Source organism: Lutibacter sp. Hel_I_33_5, assembly GCF_007827455.1.
Lineage (GTDB): Bacteria > Bacteroidota > Bacteroidia > Flavobacteriales > Flavobacteriaceae > Polaribacter.
Genome location: NZ_VISM01000001.1, coordinates 1 through 17,990, shown reverse-complemented (window position 1 = coordinate 17,990; position 17,990 = coordinate 1). Strand labels below are relative to the sequence as shown.

The following is a 17,990-nucleotide window of genomic DNA, read 5'->3' as shown; positions in this document are numbered from 1 at the left end:
TAACATGAAAAAAATAGCTCTTTTAGCCATTTGTATCACAGGTATCCTTTGTTTTTCTTCTTGTAGAAGTACCAGCAAACCATGTGGTTTAGCAGAAAACACAACGATACAATCTACAATACAGCCTATAAATGGTATACAAAAAGTATAAATTAATTTTATACGGATTAAATATTCTAAAGATATTCTTACTATTCAAATTCAATGAGTCCGCTTTTTTTTAAGCGGATTTTTTTATGCTGAACTTGTTTCAACATCACATTATCATTACGAGGAAGAATAACGAAGTAATCTGATAATTTAAAAGTAGAGATTGCTTCGTTCCTCGCAATGACAAAACAATAGAAATCACCAATCAATTGACGACAGTCCAAGAGAATTTAAATATTCATTTGTTTTAGAAAAATGCTGATTTCCAAACCAATATCCTCTATTGGCACTTAATGGCGATGGATGTCCAGATTCTAAAATATGATGTTTCTTTTTATCAATCAATTTTACTTTTTTCTTTGCAAAACCGCCCCAAAGTAAGAAAACAACGTTTTCTTTTTGATTAGAAATTTCTTTAATAACAGCATCCGTAAACGTTTCCCAACCTTGTTTTTGATGACTTCCAGCTTCATGTGCTCTTACTGTTAACGTAGCATTTAACAATAAAACACCTTGTTTAGCCCAAGAAGACAAATCACCACTTTCTGGATATTCTTTACCTAAATCGGTAGTTTGCTCTTTAAAAATATTAATTAATGATGGAGGATGCTTTATTCCATCTTTTACAGAAAAACACAAACCGTTTGCTTGATTTTCTCCGTGATAGGGATCTTGGCCAATAACCACCACTTTTACATCATCAAAAGAACAATAATTAAAAGCTGCAAAAATGTCATCTTTTATCGGAAAACATTGATGACTATTATATTCTTGAGAAACAAAATCTATTAACTCTTTAAAATAAGATTTATTAAATTCTGATTGTAAAGAAGTATTCCAGACGTTGGCAATGTTTAATTTCATTTTTCAAAGGTAGTTTTTTAAATAAATAATTTAGCTAATTGAGAACGGTATTTATCTTGTGAAAATAATTACAGATAGTGATTCAGTTACTAAAAAAAATAGTTCATTCTATGAAACTCATAGTTAATCAAATGAACTACTTATTTTATTAAATGGTGTACTCTATACACTTTAAGGTAGTTTAAATTTAAAAACTATTAAAACAAAAAATTAAAAAAAATATTATGAATACAAAACTATTTTTTCTCGCATCATTCTGTTTACTAATTTCTAATTTAACGCAAAGTCAAAATGTAAATATTCCAGACTGGGAATTTAAACAAGCTTTACTCAATTATAATCCAAGTATTGATACCGACAATAATAATGAAATTTCGTTAACAGAAGCAGCAGCTGTTACAACTTTAAATATTTCTAATCGTCAAAGCCAAGAAGACATGGGAGGATGTCCTGATCCAAATGACCCTGCGTGTGTAGGTGGTGGTGGAATAACTTCTTATGGTATTTCAGATTTTACAGGTATTGAAGCTTTTACAAATTTAACTTCATTAACATGTAAAAATAATGAGCTTACTAGTTTAAATGTGTCTGCATTAACTAATTTAACTTATCTAGACTGTTCCTCAAATCAAAATTATGGTGTTACAATACAAAGTTTTCCCGGAATTGGTACTTTAGTTTTACCTAGTTCTGGCAGTTTAGAAACACTTATAACTAATAATAATAATCTTACATCTTTAGATTTACAACAGCAAACATCTCTAACAACTTTAAATTTAGGTTCAAATAGAGTTACAATGTTAGATGCATTAATGCAAACCTCTTTAGTAAGTTTAGTTTGTAATAGTAATAATATGAATACACTTATTTTACCAAACACAAACTCATTAACCACTATAAATACAAGTTTTAACAAAATAACATCTTTAGACACTTCTCCTTATACTTCTTTAGTAAGTTTAGTTTGTAATAATAACTTAATAAATTCACTTTTACTACCAAATACAAATACCTTAACTACTTTAAAATGTTATATAAACCAAATACCTAGTTTAGATATAATTAACAATGTGGGATTAACTCATTTAGATTGTAGAAATAACCCTTTACTGAGTTTAAATTTAACACAAAATACTGCTTTAACAGTTTTAAACTGTTCTGCAACTCAACTTTCTAGTTTAGATTTAACAACAAACACTTTATTAAATACAGTAGCATGTGGTGGCAATCAAATTTCAAGTTTAGACTTATCTAGACAAACAAATTTAAATACTCTGTATTGTAATTCTAATCAATTAACAAGTTTAAATATAAAAAATGGAAATAACACTTCTATTGTAACAAGTAAGTTTAACGCATCAAATAACCCAAATTTAAATTTAATTTGTGTAGATAATATAACATATGCAAATACTAATTTCACAAATAAGGACAGTCAATCATTTTATTCTGATTTATGTTCTTTTATACCAACAAACTCAAATACAATTAAAGGAACTGTTTCTTTTGATTTTAATAATGATGGATGTGATCCTTCTGATACAAAATCAATAAATACTAAATTAACTAATACTGCTGCAAATACCTCTAATGTAACTTTCACTAACAATAATGGTGAATATTTAATGTATACACAAGAAGCTACAAACAATATCGAAATTTTCACAAATTTACCAAGTTTTTTTAGTGTAACCCCAACAACACAATCTAAAACATTTTCTGGTTCTGGTTCAACAGAAGTTATTGACTTTTGTATCACAGCAAATCAGGTAGTAAACGATGTAAAAGTAACTGTAATACCAACTTTTGAAGCAAGACCTGGCTTTGACACCTCTGTAAGAGTTTACTATGAAAACATTGGTTCTAGTACTTTATCTGGCAATATTGATTTAGCTTTTTTAGACACACAACTTAATTTTTTAAGTGAAAACTCCTCGATTCCGAGTACTACTCTAGGTTCTCAAACAAGTACATTATTAACTTGGAGTTATACAAACTTACTACCTTTTGAAAAAGGTTTTATAGAAGTTCATTTTAATATTAACACGCCTGTAGACCCTATTAACCCTGTAAATGGTGGAGATGAAATTACATACACAAGTACAATAACTTGTACTGATACAGACGTAGATTTAAATAATAATACAAGTAGCGCAACAGAGCCTGTAGTAAACTCTTATGACCCAAATGATATTATTTGTTTTGAAGGAGATTATATAGATACCGTAGAACTACCAAATTTCCTAAATTATAGAATAAGATTCCAGAATACTGGTAGTGCTTCTGCAATTAATATTGTTGTTAAAAATGAGCTAGACGCTGATTTAGATTGGGACACTTTTACGCCTATTTCTGCAAGTCATAATTATAGACCTTCATTAACTGATGGTAATAAATTAGAATTCATTTTTGAGAACATTCATTTAGCAGATAGTTTATCAAATGAACCCGAAAGTCATGGTTGGGTATTCTTCAAGATTAAGCCAAAAAGTACTTTTAGTTTATCTGATGTTGTAGAAAGTACTGCAAACATATTTTTTGATTATAACGCACCTGTTATAACTAATACTGCTAGAACACAACGCTCTAAAATAGCAACACTTACAACTACTGATGCCTTAAGAATTAATGGAACTAGTGTTGATTTAGCGGGTAACATTTCTACAAATGGTGGTGCTGCTGTTACGGAACGTGGTATTGTATATTCTTTAACTTCAGATACAGCAGATCCTCTTATAGGAAGTAGTAATGTTATTAAAATATCTAATGGTACTGGTATTGGTAGTTTTACAAATACAGTTACTAATTTAACACTTAACACACCATATTCTTATAAATCTTATGCGATAAACGCTGAAGGAACAAGTTATGGTTCTGTAAAAACATTTACAACAGCTACAACTGTTTTATCTAGTAATGATATATTCACAAGTAAAAATTTAAGATTGTACCCCAACCCAGTTACAGATATTCTTACTCTTAAATTAAGTAACCAATTTAAAATTAAAAAAATGAAAATATTTACCATTTTTGGTAAATTAATTATGGAAAGTACTACTAAAAAAATAGATCTATCTAAAATTTCTAACGGTATTTATCTTGTGAAAATAGTTACTGATAAAGGTACTGTTTCTAGAAAAATAGTGAAACATTAAATATATACTTAAAGATATTAAAATCAAATTAAGATAGCTTTAAGCGTTATAAAATAAATTAATTAAAAGATAGATTGAGAAACATTTTCAATTAAAATACATAGCAGTATATTTGAAGAAGAAAAAGTTTAGTTTAGTTTAGTTTAGTTTAGTAAAAACACAATATCATAAAACTTTATTTATGATATTGTCTTTTACTTTTTATAAAAAATAGCATTTAAGACGTCAAAGAAATATTTTTAAATTGTAAAAACGAAAAAAAGAGAAATTATCTAAATAAAGTTAAAAGTATCAACTGATAAATTTTTAAACCTTAACTATTAAATAATTAATGTTTTTACTATCATCTTCTATTTTAAATAACCCAAATGAAAATGGTATAATCATATTTGTTTTAGGGATACTATTTATTATATCTCTTTATCATTTTCTCTTATTTTTTCAAATTAAAAAAAAAGTATATCTATTTTATAGTATCTATTCTTTTTTAATTTTTATAAGTTATTTAGATGTTGTAGAAAATGGTTTTATTCCAATACTTATAAAACCAATAATTGGAACTTTAAATTACTTAAGTACAAACTTAGTCTGGACGTATAATATCTTTTATTTTATCTTTCTTTTTACATTTATTGATATAAAACCGTATTCATTAAAATGGTATCGTTTTATTAAATTTAATGTAATATTCTTATTTATTTTATGCTTTATTTTTGAGCTTTTGTATGTAATAACTGGTAATTTAAATTTTATTACAAATGGTAATATAATTTTTACAATTTTAATTACATTATTTTCTTTATCCATCTATATCCCTTTATTTAAAGTTGATAATTCTTTAAAATATTATGCAATTGCAGGAAGTCTTTCGTTATTCATATGTTCAATTATTGCAACCATAATTTATTTATTTGAATTAACTCCAGAAGAAAATGAGATTAGATTAAGTATTTTTTATTTTGGAGTAATATTAGAAAATATTTTTTTCTCTCTTGGTTTAGGAAAAAAACAAAAACTTGTTATTCTTGAGAATGTAGAACTACAGAAAAACATATACAAGCAAAAAGAAAATGAGTTGTTGTTAGAAAATGAAAAAGCAGAAAAAGAAAAATTAAAAGCTACTTATGATAAGGAATTAGCTGAAAATCAACTTTATGCGTTAAGGTCACAAATGAACCCTCATTTTGTATTTAACTCTTTAACTGCAATACAATATTATATAAGCTCTAACAACGTAAAAGCTTCTGAAAACTATTTGATAAAGTTTTCAAAATTAATACGTCAATTTTTTGAACTTTCTAAAGAATCTGAAATCAATATAGAACAAGAAATTAAGTTAATTTCAAATTATTTAGATATAGAAAAATTACGCTTTGAAGATAAATTTACTTATGAAATAAATGTTGACAGCCAAATAGAAACTTCTGAAATTAAATTGCCAACAATGTTAATTCAACCAATAGTAGAAAATGCTATCGTACATGGAATTTTTAACAAGTTGGATAATGGTGAGGTTACAATAAATTTCAAACATGACTCATTAGATAGTCTAAAAGTAGAAATTATAGATAATGGTGTAGGCTTTATTAATACAGAGGTAAAAAACAACAACAAAAGAATGAAATCTTCAAATGTCTTGTCAGATAGGTTACGGTTTTTTAATAAATCTGGAATCTGGAATATAAAATATTCTCAACATGAACTTACCCCTGATTTAAAAGATAAAGGCAACATAACTACATTTATTATTAAGAAATTATACGATAATCTGTAATTTTTTTATGCATTCATAATTTAAGTACTTCCTACATTAATCCTTTTAAATCTTATAAACAGTTTTTCAATTTCTTTTTTTAGAATATTTTTCCAGCTAACTGCAATTTTAGACGCAAAGTATATTATTATTATTATTATTATTCTGTAATTATAATATTCTACGAAACAAGAGCTTCATTAAATGAAACCCTTCATTACTTAAATGACAATGCGCAGTTTATACAATCATTTTTATTTTTAAAGATATTTACCAAGATAAAGAGAAATTAATCTTGAGTAAACTCATTTTTCAATAACCTTTTAAAAAAATATTATGAAAAAAGAAAACTATTTACAAGTGTTTTTAAAAACTCTTAAAAGAGGGTGCATTACTTTTTTATTTTTAATGACCCTTGCCACATTAGGTCAAACTAACATTTCTAATACAGTTACTATTGGAAACCATAATATGTATAAATCTGCATCTGTAAACTCTATAAAAACTGGTGCCTTGTTTAACTATAAATTACATTTAACTGTTTATGGAGATGGAAGCAAAATAATACTTACGGACCAATTACCTCCAGATATAGAGTTTGTAGGCGATCCTTTATATGATATTCAAATTTCACCTAGTGGTGAATTTACATCAATAAACAAAACTCATGTAAATAACTTAATAACCATTTCTTTCACTAGTCCTTTAGATGGAAGTAGTACATATGCAGAAATAATAATTCCTGTTCGTTTTAAAGGAGGCGTAACACCAAATGGCACTATCGCTAGTAATTCTGCAACAATGTCTATTAACAACCAATATACATCTACAAACCAAATAAATGTAGAAGCTCTAGCAATTTTAAATTGGGAGATTACAAAAGAAATTATAGAACCAACTAAAAAAGATAATCAAGGAAATTATGTTGTTTCTCCAGGTGAAACTGCTAGATATAGAATAACAGTACAAGAAAAAAATCCTAGTGAAGATATAGGGGTTTTAAACCTTACTAATATACAACTTTTAGAAACACCACAGCCTGCCAACGCTTCATTCAATCCTGTAAGCGCAAGTGGAAATGGAATTAATCTAAGCGATTTAACTGTAAGTGGAAATACAATTTCAATAAATGCTTTAAAGACTTTAAAAGCTACACATGCCAATAGTAAATTTGAATTAGAAGTAGATGTAACCTACCCAACAAATTTAGCTATAAATACAACTACATGTTTGAACAATATTGCTGGAATTACCGCTAATTACGCATCTTTAAATGGGAATTCAACTTTTACCGAAAGTACTGACCCTAAAGGATCTTGTATATATATAAGCGATTATTGCGTTACAAATGACTGTGGAAATATAGAAACAGAATTCACTAAAATAGTGCAATTTAGTTCTGGAGCTCCAGGTTGTAGTGGTTATTATCAAATAGAATTTAAAAACCCAATAGCAGCAAATAATGCTATTGATAATTTCATTTTTAATGACGATTTCCCAAACGATATAAGTGTATATAAAATTGAATTTTATAACTATAATGGAAATAGTAGTAGACAAGCAATTTCTGGTACATATTCGTTAGATGGTGGTACTAATAATCTTCCTATTACAACTACCTCTAATATAAGTACAATTTCAACAGGTATTGATGATTCTATAAGAGTAGATTTAGACTCTAGCCTTGGTATAAACTGGACCTTTCTAGCTAAAGTATATTTTAATATTAATAGTAATGTATTGCCTAGTACCACCATTACAAACACTGCAAATGCATCATTTAATTTTGCGAACAACACAACTTTATTAACTAAAAATGCTACTGAGTCATTTATCGTTAGTGAACCAAAAGTGAAAATTTTTGTTCAGAAATCTATTTGTGGTAATAGTAATCAATTTTTTAGTCCAGGAGATATAATTCGTTACAGATTAAGAATCTTAAGTACAGGTTCAGACGATTTAAACAATGTAGTAATATCTGATTTATTAGATTCAAATTTTACTTATTTGGGCTCCGAAAGTTCTTATTCCTCTCCTTTAGGTCAAAACCCAGGTTGCAACCCAACGATTTCAGGAAATGTTAATAATTTTAATGTAACTTCAAATCACAGTAATTATGATCCTAGTGGTACGGATTTAAAATGGACAATCCCTAATATTGGTCATAATTGTGGTGGAGAATATCGTATTGATAACTTTATAGAGTTTGATGTTAGAGTTAACAACAATGCTCCCCCAGGTAGATATGCAAATAAATTTACATTAGATGGTGACGAAACTTCTAAAACATCTAGTCCTGTGTATGTTAATGTAAAAGAATTAGCAGGAATTAGAACTGAAAAATTGCAAAGCTTAGACAATGGTACAACATGGACAAACTCTAATTCGATACCAAATGTTTTTCCAGGTCAAGAAATTCTATATCGCTTAAATATAAAAAATTTAGGGAATTTAGAATTTAAAGATTTAGTAATTACAGATGGCTTGCCAAATGTAAATTACACTTTAGGTTCGGAAACAATTTCTGTTTCTACAAATGGTGGAGCATTTAATAATAATACAATTGATTTTAGTGCTACATTAATTAATAATACATTAAAAATTACATCACTAACCAATTATTTATTTGTGTACGGAGATGAAATAAATATAGACATTCCTACTATTGTAAAAAATGAAGCGCAAATAAATAGTACGATTTGTAATACCTTTAGTTTAACTGGTGTAGATTATTTGGATAGAGGTACTCCTATTAATTTATCACCAGCAAATGTCTGTGCTGTTGTAAAAGATAACTGCCCAGGTATAGACAATGCTGATCAATTAGATACAGATGGAGATGGTATTGGTGATGCTTGCGACAATTGTAAAACAAAAAACAACCCTAACCAATTAGATACAGATGGTGATGGAGTTGGTGATGCTTGTCAACCTCCTGTAGTAATTGATGGCTGTATTGATTTTGAAAAAGATTATAATAAAGAAAATTGGCTAAATGATAATTTATTGGATGTAGCTTTTGATTTAGAAGAAGAACAACAAAACATTATTAGATTTACAAATAGTGATAAAGAATCTAGCCTTATTAATAATAAAGATTTCTTTGGAGATTGGTTACAAAAATATCCAGGTAATTGTATGTGTTTCGATTTTCTTATAAAATATGATCCAAAAACGACAACTACAGATACAGCTCCTAAATTATCTATTTATACTGGTAACCAAATAAATAGTATAGCACAACTAAATACTAGACTTAGGGCTGTATTTGTTGGTAATTCAACAAACCAAACATTACCAAATGCTAATTGGAAAAACTATTGCTTACCAATTTACAAAGCTACAAACAATACAGTACCAAATAATGATTTAGGTAGTTGGCAATTATTTAATGCTAATAGCTCTACTCCTTTAACAGGTGCAAATGCTGAAAATGCTTGGAATCAATTAATCACTAATGTAAGTGGTATTTTATTTGATTCTGATTATGACAACGTAAATGATGAAATTATTGCATTAGATAATTTCTGTGCATCAGAATGTAAAATTCCCTGTATTAGTAAAGACCCTAAGGATACAGATGGTGATGGTGTACCAGATGACTGTGATAATTGTATAGAAAAACCAAACACAGATCAATTAGATTCTGATGGTAATGGTATTGGTGACGCATGTGATCCTTGTATAAAAGGTGAAGGGCCAGACAGAGATAAAGATGGCTTTCCTGATGCTTGTGATAATTGTCCAAGAAGATACAATCCACATCAAATAGATGTAAATCAAAATGGTATTGGTGATATTTGTGATCCTATTTGTCAAGAAGGTGAAGATTCAGATGGTGATGGTTATAAAGATGCTTGTGATAATTGTCCAAAAAATCCTAACCCAGATCAATCTGATGAGGATAATGATGGTATAGGAGATGCATGTGACCCAGATTGTATTAAAGGTGATGGTCCAGACAGAGATAATGATGGATTTCCAGATGCTTGTGATAATTGTCCTTATACTTCGAATCCAGAGCAATTAGATTCAGATGGAGATGGAATTGGTGATGATTGTGATAATTGTAAAGAAAAACCAAACCCAGATCAATTAGATGTTAATGGAGATGGTATAGGTGATGTTTGTTTTGATCCTTGTGGTGAAGACAAAGATGGAGATGGAATTGGAGATGATTGTGATAATTGCCCTACAACATACAACCCAAAACAAATAGATGTAGATGGAGATAGTGTAGGTGATGCTTGTGATAATTGTCCTAGAGAACCAAACAAAGACCAAAAAGATTCTGATGGTGATGGTGTAGGTGATGCTTGTGATAATTGTATAGAGAATCCAAACCCAGAGCAATTAGATTCTGATAATGATGGTTTTGGAAATGATTGCGACAATTGTATATATATTGAAAACCCTAACCAAGAAGATTCAGATGGAGATGATATAGGAGACGTTTGTGATAATTGTGAAGATATTTCAAATCCTAATCAAGAAGATATAGATGGAGATGGTGCTGGTGATGTTTGTGATACTTGCCCGTTAGGACAAGATACAGTCACTCAGATAAATATTTCTACTGGGTTTAGTACTGTAACAAATTCACTTATTCCAATAGTAGCAGGGAATGTAGACAGTAAATGGATTTTAAAAAGCGGGCCAAATCCTAATAATAATATTAATTTTGATTCTCCTGGGAATGTAATATCTCCAAACAGTGCTTGGGCTAATTTAATTGGTGCTAGGTATATATCAGAATTTATGACTAATACTGCTTCTGTAGATAACAGAAATACAAACACTACTGAATCTTATCAATTTGAAAGAAAATTTTGTTTATTAGAAAATGGTGATGTAGAATTTGATTTAAGTTTTTTATCTGATAATTGGGCCTCTATTGGTTATCGAGCTGAAGGAGATGTTGTGGTTAATACTATTGTAAGCCACGTACCAAATTCTATAACAACTGCTAATTTCCAAACACCAACTTCATTAATACAAACAATAAACCTTAACCAAGGTACTTATTATTTAGTTATTGAACATAGAGATGATGCAGCAACATCACAAGGGGTTGCTGTTCAAGGAGATATTACTAGCCAAAATAATATAATGGTAGGTGATAACTGTTGTAATAACTTAGGCGCTATTTATGGTAGAAAATATTTAGATGCAAATTGCGATGGTGAATTACAGGCTAATGAAAATGTTTTATCAAACTGGACAGTAAACCTTTATGATAGTTCGAATACCCTAATTGATACTGCTATAACAGATGTTAATGGTTTGTATATATTCTATGGCTTAGAAGCTGGAGATTATACAGTAAGAGAAGAAGCTCAAGATGGCTATTCTTTTTCTAACCCTTATTCTGGAGAGGTTACTGTTACTATTGTGGGTAATGAATTTCAATTAGTTAATTTCTTAAATTGTGAAGGTGGATGTAAAGATACAGATGGTGATGGTATTTGTGACGTTGAAGACAATTGTATAAATACATCTAATACAGATCAAACAGATTCTGATGATGATGGTATTGGTGATGCATGTGATAACTGTAAAGATACTGCTAACCCAGATCAATTAAACTCTGATAATGACACAATTGGAGACGCATGTGATAATTGTCCTTTAATTGCAAATGAAGATCAATCTGATATTGATGGCGATGGGATTGGAGACGTTTGTGATCCATGTATAGATAGAGATGGAGATTTTATTTGTGACGAAAAAGATAATTGTCCAGACAATGCAAATCTAGATCAACTAGATACAGATGGAGATGGTATTGGTGATGCTTGTGACCCTACTCCTTGTGGTGAAGTAGATACAGATGGTGATGGTGAATTTGATGCATGTGATAATTGTCCAAAAATTTCGAATCCTAACCAAGAAGACACAAATGATGATGGAATTGGTGATGCTTGTGATCCTTGTGTTACAGATACTGATGGTGATGGAATTTTTGACAATGTAGACAACTGCCCTACAATTGAAAATCCTGATCAATTAGATTCAGATAATGATGGAATTGGTGATGCTTGTGATACACCAGATATTATTTGTTGTATTGGACCATTTATCGCAGATGATTCAATTCACGAAGTAGTTGAAGATATTGGAGTTATAAGAATAGTAGATGAGTTTACATTTACTGTAGATTCTGAATTTATAACAGATTATAAAGTAAACTTAGTTTATTCTGATATTAAATATACAAATGAAGAAGATAGTAAATTGAATCCAAAAATTTCTTTAGACCCATTAAATAGTAAACTGTCTAATGAAAAAATGGAACTTAAGAATCCTATTTATACCAATAAAGATAATGGCAATACAGTCTTTAATGAAATATCTTGGTGGACAAAAGAGGGTGTAGATTATAAAAAAGAAGCTAAATTAAGTTTGGCCTATAACCTACCTTATCAAAAAGATTGCATAGGTTGTAGTTATGTAGCTACTTTATATTTTAAAGTTTCGGTATTAGATAAGTTTGGTAATTATAAAGAAGAATTAATTTTAAGAGAAGTAGAAGTAAAAGATAACAAGGTACTTTCTACAATAGATGAAAACAAAAAATCATCATTCTTTGTTTATCCAAATCCAGTAAAGAATTATATGAATATTTATTCTAGAGAAGCTGGTAACTCTATATTATATGATTTAAACGGAAAAGAATTAATGAAGTTTAAAATTAAAAGTGGAGACAACAGAATTAATCTGATTAATTACCCTAAAGGTATTTACATTTTAAAAACAAATGGAAATAACTTTAAAAAGACTACTAAAGTTATGATTGAATAGCTTCTTAAAAAACACACCTTTACAAAAGTAAAGGTGTGTTTCTTTTTACATTAAGAGCCTTTAATTGTATATTTGATAAAAACTGCTATTTCATTGAAAGCACTAAAACTGCATATAACACTGTTTGCTATATTAATATGTAGTTTTTCTTTTGCCCAAAACTACACCAATTATACAACAAAAGACGGTTTACCAAGTAATCACGTTTATACCATTTTACAAGATGCTAAAGGCTTTATGTGGTTTTTAACAGACAAAGGCATGGCTAAATTTAATGGTAAAACCTTTAAAACTTTTACAACTAAAAATGGGTTACCAACTAACGATATTTGGGATGCTTTTACGACACCAGATGGTAAAATATGGTATTTTTCAAAATCTACAAAACAAGGATATATAGAAAATGACAGTGTACATGTTTTTTCTAATAAAATAAAAGATGAGATTATAAACCCTCTTTTTTCTATACAGATAAAAGACAGTGTTTTTCCTGCTGGACCAAGAAACACATACAAACTAAAAAATAAGGAGTGGCAAAAAATTAAAGCGCCAAAACCGGTATCAAAACTACATGCTTTTCATCAAGTAATTCATAACAATGTAGGGCATTTTACACCAAATTATGATAAAAATACTTTTGATATATATAATAATCAAAAGAAACTATTAAAACAATTTAAATCAAATTTATATAGTTATAGTAATGGTGCTAGAGGGCAAATTAATGATAGCATTTATTTTTATACTTCAACTAAAAAATATTCTATATTAAACCTAAATTCATTAGAGTTTAAAACTTATAGTTTTAAAGACCAAATTGATAAAACTGCTATAAAATATCCGCGTATTAATTTGGTAGACAAAAAGCTACAAATTACTGGAAAAGGGTTTGTTGGTTTTTTAGATAATAATTTTAAAATTATAAAACCATACTTTTTTCCATCGCATGTAAATGCACATTTTGGTTTTATAGATAGGCAAAACACTATTTGGTTATCTACCTTTAATAAAGGTATTTATAAACTGCCAGCAAGTAAACAACAAGTAACGTATAATTTTATTGATGATAAGATACAGACCTTTAATGTTATTAATAACAACTTGTTAATGGGGGTTTATAATAAAGGATATTTTAAATATAATAAAAAAAGTAAAACTTTTAATCCTTATATAGCAGCTAACGAGTATTGTTTTGGTGCGCAAAATGTAGCTGCTTTAAATAAAACATTTTTCTTAAATAGAACATTTATTACTACCCATAATAATCAAAAAAATAGATTTACAAATAACCAATCAAAGAATAAAAAATTAAACTACATATATGGTGGAATTAAAAAAGTAGCATTTTTTAATTCAGAGATGTATGGAATGACTTCTGGTGGATTTTCTATATTTAATCATAAAACCTACAAAATAAAAAACGAGATAGCTTTAAAAGGTTGTACAGATCTTTTGGTTTTTAATTCTAGGCTTATAATAGCAACAACAAATCGTTTTAAAGAATTAATAAACAATACAATACAAGACATATCTTTTAAAAATGAAAACTTTAATAAACCTATATTAAGTATTAAAGCATTAAGTAAAACAGAACTATTGGTTAATACAGATGGTTTTGGTAGTTATATTACAGATTTAAATACCATAAAACCTTTAATAGGAACAGAACATTTAAGCGTACAAGAAGCATATATTAATAAAAATGATATTTGGTTGGCTACAAACAATGGCGTATTACATCTTAAAAAAAGAACTAAAAAATACCAAGTTATAAGAAATTACACCATAAATGATGGTTTGCCAAGCAATAATATTAATACCATTTTTGTTGATGATAAAGAACTTTTTGTTGGTACAAATTATGGGTTAGCAAGAGTGCCTATCAATCAAATAAAAAGTAATTTATTGTTAGATCTTTTTGTTGAAAAAGCAACCTATAACTCCCAATTAATAACATCGAATTCTAGTATAAAATACCAAACCAATGCTACGTTAAGTTTAAAAGCAAATGCTATAAATTTTTCTGACAGCAATACTTCTAGCTTCACTTACAAATTAGAACATATTCAAAATCAATGGAATACAACAGCTTCCAATAATTTTAATTTTAATAGTTTAAAACCAGATTCTTATGTTTTTCATGTAAAATCGGGCACAAAAGAATCAAAATTTAACTTTACTATAAAACCTTTGTGGTGGCAACTAATTTGGTTTAAATTTCTTGTAATTATAGTTTGTGGTGGAATCATAGCATACATTTTTTGGAGGATTAGTATAAAAAATCAAGAAAAGAAAAATAATAAATTATTGCAAGAAAAACAGCTTTCAGAAATACAATTAAAAGCGTTGCGTTCTCAAATGAATCCACATTTTGTATTTAATTCTTTATCAGCCATTCAATATTATATCAATAATAATGAAATAGAAGCATCAGAATTGTATTTGGTTAAATTTTCGAAATTAATTCGTCAGTTTTTTGAATTATCTAAAGAAACTGAGATTAGTATCAACCTAGAAGCAAAACTGATTAAAAACTATTTAGATATTGAAAAACTTCGTTTTAAAGATAAATTTGAATACAGTATTAATATTGATAAAAAGATTAACTTAGATGCTATTAAGCTTCCTACTATGCTTATTCAACCCATTGTAGAAAATGCTATAAATCATGGTCTTTTTAATAAAATTGAAAATGGAACTGTGATCATTAATTTTATACATCTAACTGAAAAAAGTGTAAAAGTAGAAATTATAGATGATGGTGTAGGACTTTTAAACACTAAAAAGAAAACTAGTATAAAAATAAAATCATCTAATGTTTTAGAAGATAGACTTAAATTTTTAAACAGTTCTGGATTATGGGAAATAACATACAAACAAGAAGAGCTAAACCCAACTATAAATGATAAAGGTCACAAAGTAACCTTTTTAATTACTCAAAAATAAAACTATGAATTTAACTGCTGTGTTAATAGACGATGAAATTTCTAATCTAAAAGGATTAGAACAAAAACTGGGTAAATTATTTCCAGATTTAGAGATATTACAAACATTTCAAAAACCAGAAAATGCAATACAGTACTTAAATACTCAACAACCAGATATTGTTTTTTTAGATATTGAAATGCCTAGAATTAATGGGTTTGAGTTGTTATCGCAATTAAATGAAATCAATTTTCAAGTCATTTTTATTACAGCTTATAGCGAATATGCTATTGAAGCTTTTAAACAAAATGCAATAGATTATGTTTTAAAACCTATTGATGATGCAGATTTAGTTCTGGCAATAAATAAAGCAGTAACATTTATTACAACAAAAGAAAATACTCAAAACAATCATAAACTTGTAAACCTATTAACCAATACTTTATCTAAAAACAACAAGATTATTATACAAACGGTTAATGGAACTTCATTCATACCTCAAGAAGAAGTTCTACATTTAGAAGGGTATAAAGGATATACAAAATTTCATTTAATTAATAATACTACAATAGTCAGTTCCTATAATCTAGGTAAATTTGAAAAGGTGTTGAGTTCTATTTTTTTTAAATGTCACAAATCACATATTATAAATCTAGAAAAAGTAAGGCATTTTGATAATGAAGGGTATATTGTACTTGATAATTCTTATAGAGTTCCAATCTCGAAAGCGAATAAAAAAAACATTTTTAGAGCTGTTTTAAAACTTTAGGTGCTAAAAAAACTATAAAGTTCCACTATATATAACTCCATTCTTTGTTACTTTTGTTGCGATTTCAAAGATAGGATTTTGATTAAAAACATATCAGAAAAAACATTACAAGATTTAGAGTTTACAACGGTTTTACAACACGTTGCAGAATTTTGTATCACTGATTTAGGAAAAAATAAAATTAAGAGAACAAAACCCTACACCAATAATAATGCTCTATTTAAAGAGTTGAATTTGGTAAACGAATATCTATCCTCTTTTGAAAGTGAAAATAGAATTCCGAATCATGTTTTGATAATATCATTGAAAATATTGATCGGCTTGCCATAGAAAATTCATTTATAGAAACCGAAGCTTTTCTAAAAATATCGGCTACCTCAACTACAGTGAATGAATTGATTAAATTTTTTAAAAAATTTAAAATTCAGTTTCCTACTTTTTTGAGAATACAGAAACCATCGAGTTTACCACATTTATTATTGAGGAAATTAAAAAAATCATCAATCTGAATGGAGAAGTAAATGACACCGCTTCACCGGTTTTAAAACAAATAAGAAAAGACACCCAACATATTCGCGGTAAAATCGGTCAGAGTTTTTCTAACGCGCTTAGCAGATGTATTGCTTCTGGATATTTAGATGATATTAAAGAATCTGTAGTTGATAATCAGCGAGTTTTGGCTGTTTTAGCCATGCACAGAAGAAAAGTTAAAGGAAGTTTATTAGGCGCTTCAAAATCTGGAGGCATTGTTTTTATTGCTCCACAAGCAACGTTAGCCTATGCAAGAGAATTACAAAACTTATGTACGAAGAAAAACAAGAAGTTGTAAAAATATTACGTGATTTATCTGAAAAAATTAGACCCTACACGCCACTTTTAAAAGAATATATTAAATTCTTAACGCATTTAGATTCCGTTGGAGCGAAAGCAAAATATGCTAGAGAAATAAATGGGTTGTTACCTAAAATAACCAAAGAAAAAAAGATTGATTTTAAAAATGCGGTACATCCCATTTTATGGAAAAAAAATAAGGAGCAAGAAATAACTACCGTACCACAATCAATAAAATTACATCATCAGCAACAAATTATTGTAATTTCTGGCCCGAATGCTGGTGGAAAAAGTATCACGTTAAAAACCATTGGCTTGTTACAAGTAATGTTGCAAAGTGGGTTGTTAATTCCTGTGGATGAACGCAGTACAACGTCTATTTTCGATACGATTCTTACTGATATTGGCGATAACCAATCTATTGAAAATCAGCTAAGTACTTATAGTTATCGTTTAAAAAACATGCGCTATTTTTTACGCAAATGTAATGACAACACACTTTTCTTAATTGACGAATTCGGTACTGGCTCTGATCCAGAATTAGGTGGCGCTTTAGCAGAAATATTCTTAGAAGAGTTTTATGCAAAAAATGCGTTCGGAATTATCACCACTCATTATGCTAATTTAAAAGTCTTAGCCAACGAATTAGAAAACGTTACCAATGCAAGCATGCAATTTAACGAACGCACCTTAGAACCGCTCTATAAGCTGTTTATTGGACAAGCTGGAGTTCTTTTACGTT

The 17,990-nt window shown here is 28.4% G+C and carries 9 protein-coding genes and 3 pseudogenes; 11 read left to right on the top strand and 1 reads right to left on the bottom strand.

Features of this window, described 5'->3' with window-relative positions; translation table 11 throughout:
* Positions 1-4: 4 nt before the first annotated feature.
* On the top strand, positions 5-151 hold the full coding sequence (locus OD91_RS13410) for a hypothetical protein (protein WP_186434355.1): 147 nt from the start codon (positions 5-7) through the stop codon (positions 149-151).
* 197 nt (positions 152-348) lie between these two features.
* Here the strand turns inward: OD91_RS13410 and OD91_RS00055 are convergent, their stop codons facing one another.
* Positions 349-1,014 (bottom strand): uracil-DNA glycosylase, encoded by a 666-nt coding sequence (locus OD91_RS00055; protein ID WP_144894373.1) that lies wholly within the window; start codon positions 1,012-1,014, stop codon positions 349-351.
* Positions 1,015-1,238: 224 nt separating this feature from the next.
* On the opposite strand from OD91_RS00055, the gene OD91_RS00050 reads away from it, so the two are divergent.
* From OD91_RS00050 to OD91_RS13615, 10 genes and pseudogenes are all read left to right on the top strand, one after another.
* A complete protein-coding gene (locus OD91_RS00050) occupies positions 1,239-4,169 on the top strand; it encodes a T9SS type A sorting domain-containing protein (RefSeq protein ID WP_144894372.1) in 2,931 nt (976 codons plus the stop codon).
* 331 nt (positions 4,170-4,500) lie between these two features.
* Positions 4,501-5,943 carry a sensor histidine kinase gene (locus tag OD91_RS00045; protein WP_144894371.1) on the top strand — a complete coding sequence of 481 codons (1,443 nt, stop codon included), beginning with the start codon at positions 4,501-4,503 and terminating at the stop codon, positions 5,941-5,943.
* A 315-nt stretch (positions 5,944-6,258) separates the two neighbouring features.
* A pseudogene (locus tag OD91_RS13630) lies at positions 6,259-11,289 on the top strand (thrombospondin type 3 repeat-containing protein); the annotation flags it as partial.
* A gap of 78 nt (positions 11,290-11,367) precedes the next feature.
* A pseudogene (locus tag OD91_RS13705) lies at positions 11,368-11,967 on the top strand (thrombospondin type 3 repeat-containing protein); the annotation flags it as partial.
* 243 nt (positions 11,968-12,210) lie between these two features.
* The gene (locus OD91_RS13700) at positions 12,211-12,723 is read left to right on the top strand and encodes a T9SS type A sorting domain-containing protein (protein ID WP_144896879.1); all 513 of its coding nucleotides are present in this window, start codon (positions 12,211-12,213) and stop codon (positions 12,721-12,723) included.
* A gap of 93 nt (positions 12,724-12,816) precedes the next feature.
* Entirely contained in the window at positions 12,817-15,669 is a 2,853-nt protein-coding gene (locus tag OD91_RS00015; RefSeq protein ID WP_144894370.1) for a histidine kinase, read from the top strand.
* A gap of 4 nt (positions 15,670-15,673) precedes the next feature.
* On the top strand, positions 15,674-16,417 hold the full coding sequence (locus tag OD91_RS00010) for a LytTR family DNA-binding domain-containing protein (protein WP_144894369.1): 744 nt from the start codon (positions 15,674-15,676) through the stop codon (positions 16,415-16,417).
* Positions 16,418-16,495: 78 nt separating this feature from the next.
* On the top strand, positions 16,496-16,747 hold the full coding sequence (locus tag OD91_RS13625; RefSeq protein ID WP_255513115.1) for a hypothetical protein: 252 nt from the start codon (positions 16,496-16,498) through the stop codon (positions 16,745-16,747).
* A 346-nt stretch (positions 16,748-17,093) separates the two neighbouring features.
* Positions 17,094-17,246, top strand: coding sequence for a hypothetical protein (locus OD91_RS13620; protein ID WP_255513114.1), 153 nt, complete (start codon positions 17,094-17,096; stop codon positions 17,244-17,246).
* Positions 17,219-17,990, top strand: a pseudogene (locus tag OD91_RS13615) (DNA mismatch repair protein MutS); the annotation flags it as partial. The gene OD91_RS13620 and the pseudogene OD91_RS13615, both read left to right, overlap by 28 nt.

What these genes read in the sequence shown, in the direction of transcription:
- OD91_RS13410 (WP_186434355.1), top strand. Translation starts at nt 5, where the DNA reads ATGAAAAAAATAGCTCTTTTAGCCATTTGTATCACAGGTATCCTTTGT.
- OD91_RS00055 (WP_144894373.1), bottom strand. Translation starts at nt 1,014, where the DNA reads ATGAAATTAAACATTGCCAACGTCTGGAATACTTCTTTACAATCAGAA.
- OD91_RS00050 (WP_144894372.1), top strand. Translation starts at nt 1,239, where the DNA reads ATGAATACAAAACTATTTTTTCTCGCATCATTCTGTTTACTAATTTCT.
- OD91_RS00045 (WP_144894371.1), top strand. Translation starts at nt 4,501, where the DNA reads ATGTTTTTACTATCATCTTCTATTTTAAATAACCCAAATGAAAATGGT.
- OD91_RS13700 (WP_144896879.1), top strand. Translation starts at nt 12,211, where the DNA reads ATGGAACTTAAGAATCCTATTTATACCAATAAAGATAATGGCAATACA.
- OD91_RS00010 (WP_144894369.1), top strand. Translation starts at nt 15,674, where the DNA reads ATGAATTTAACTGCTGTGTTAATAGACGATGAAATTTCTAATCTAAAA.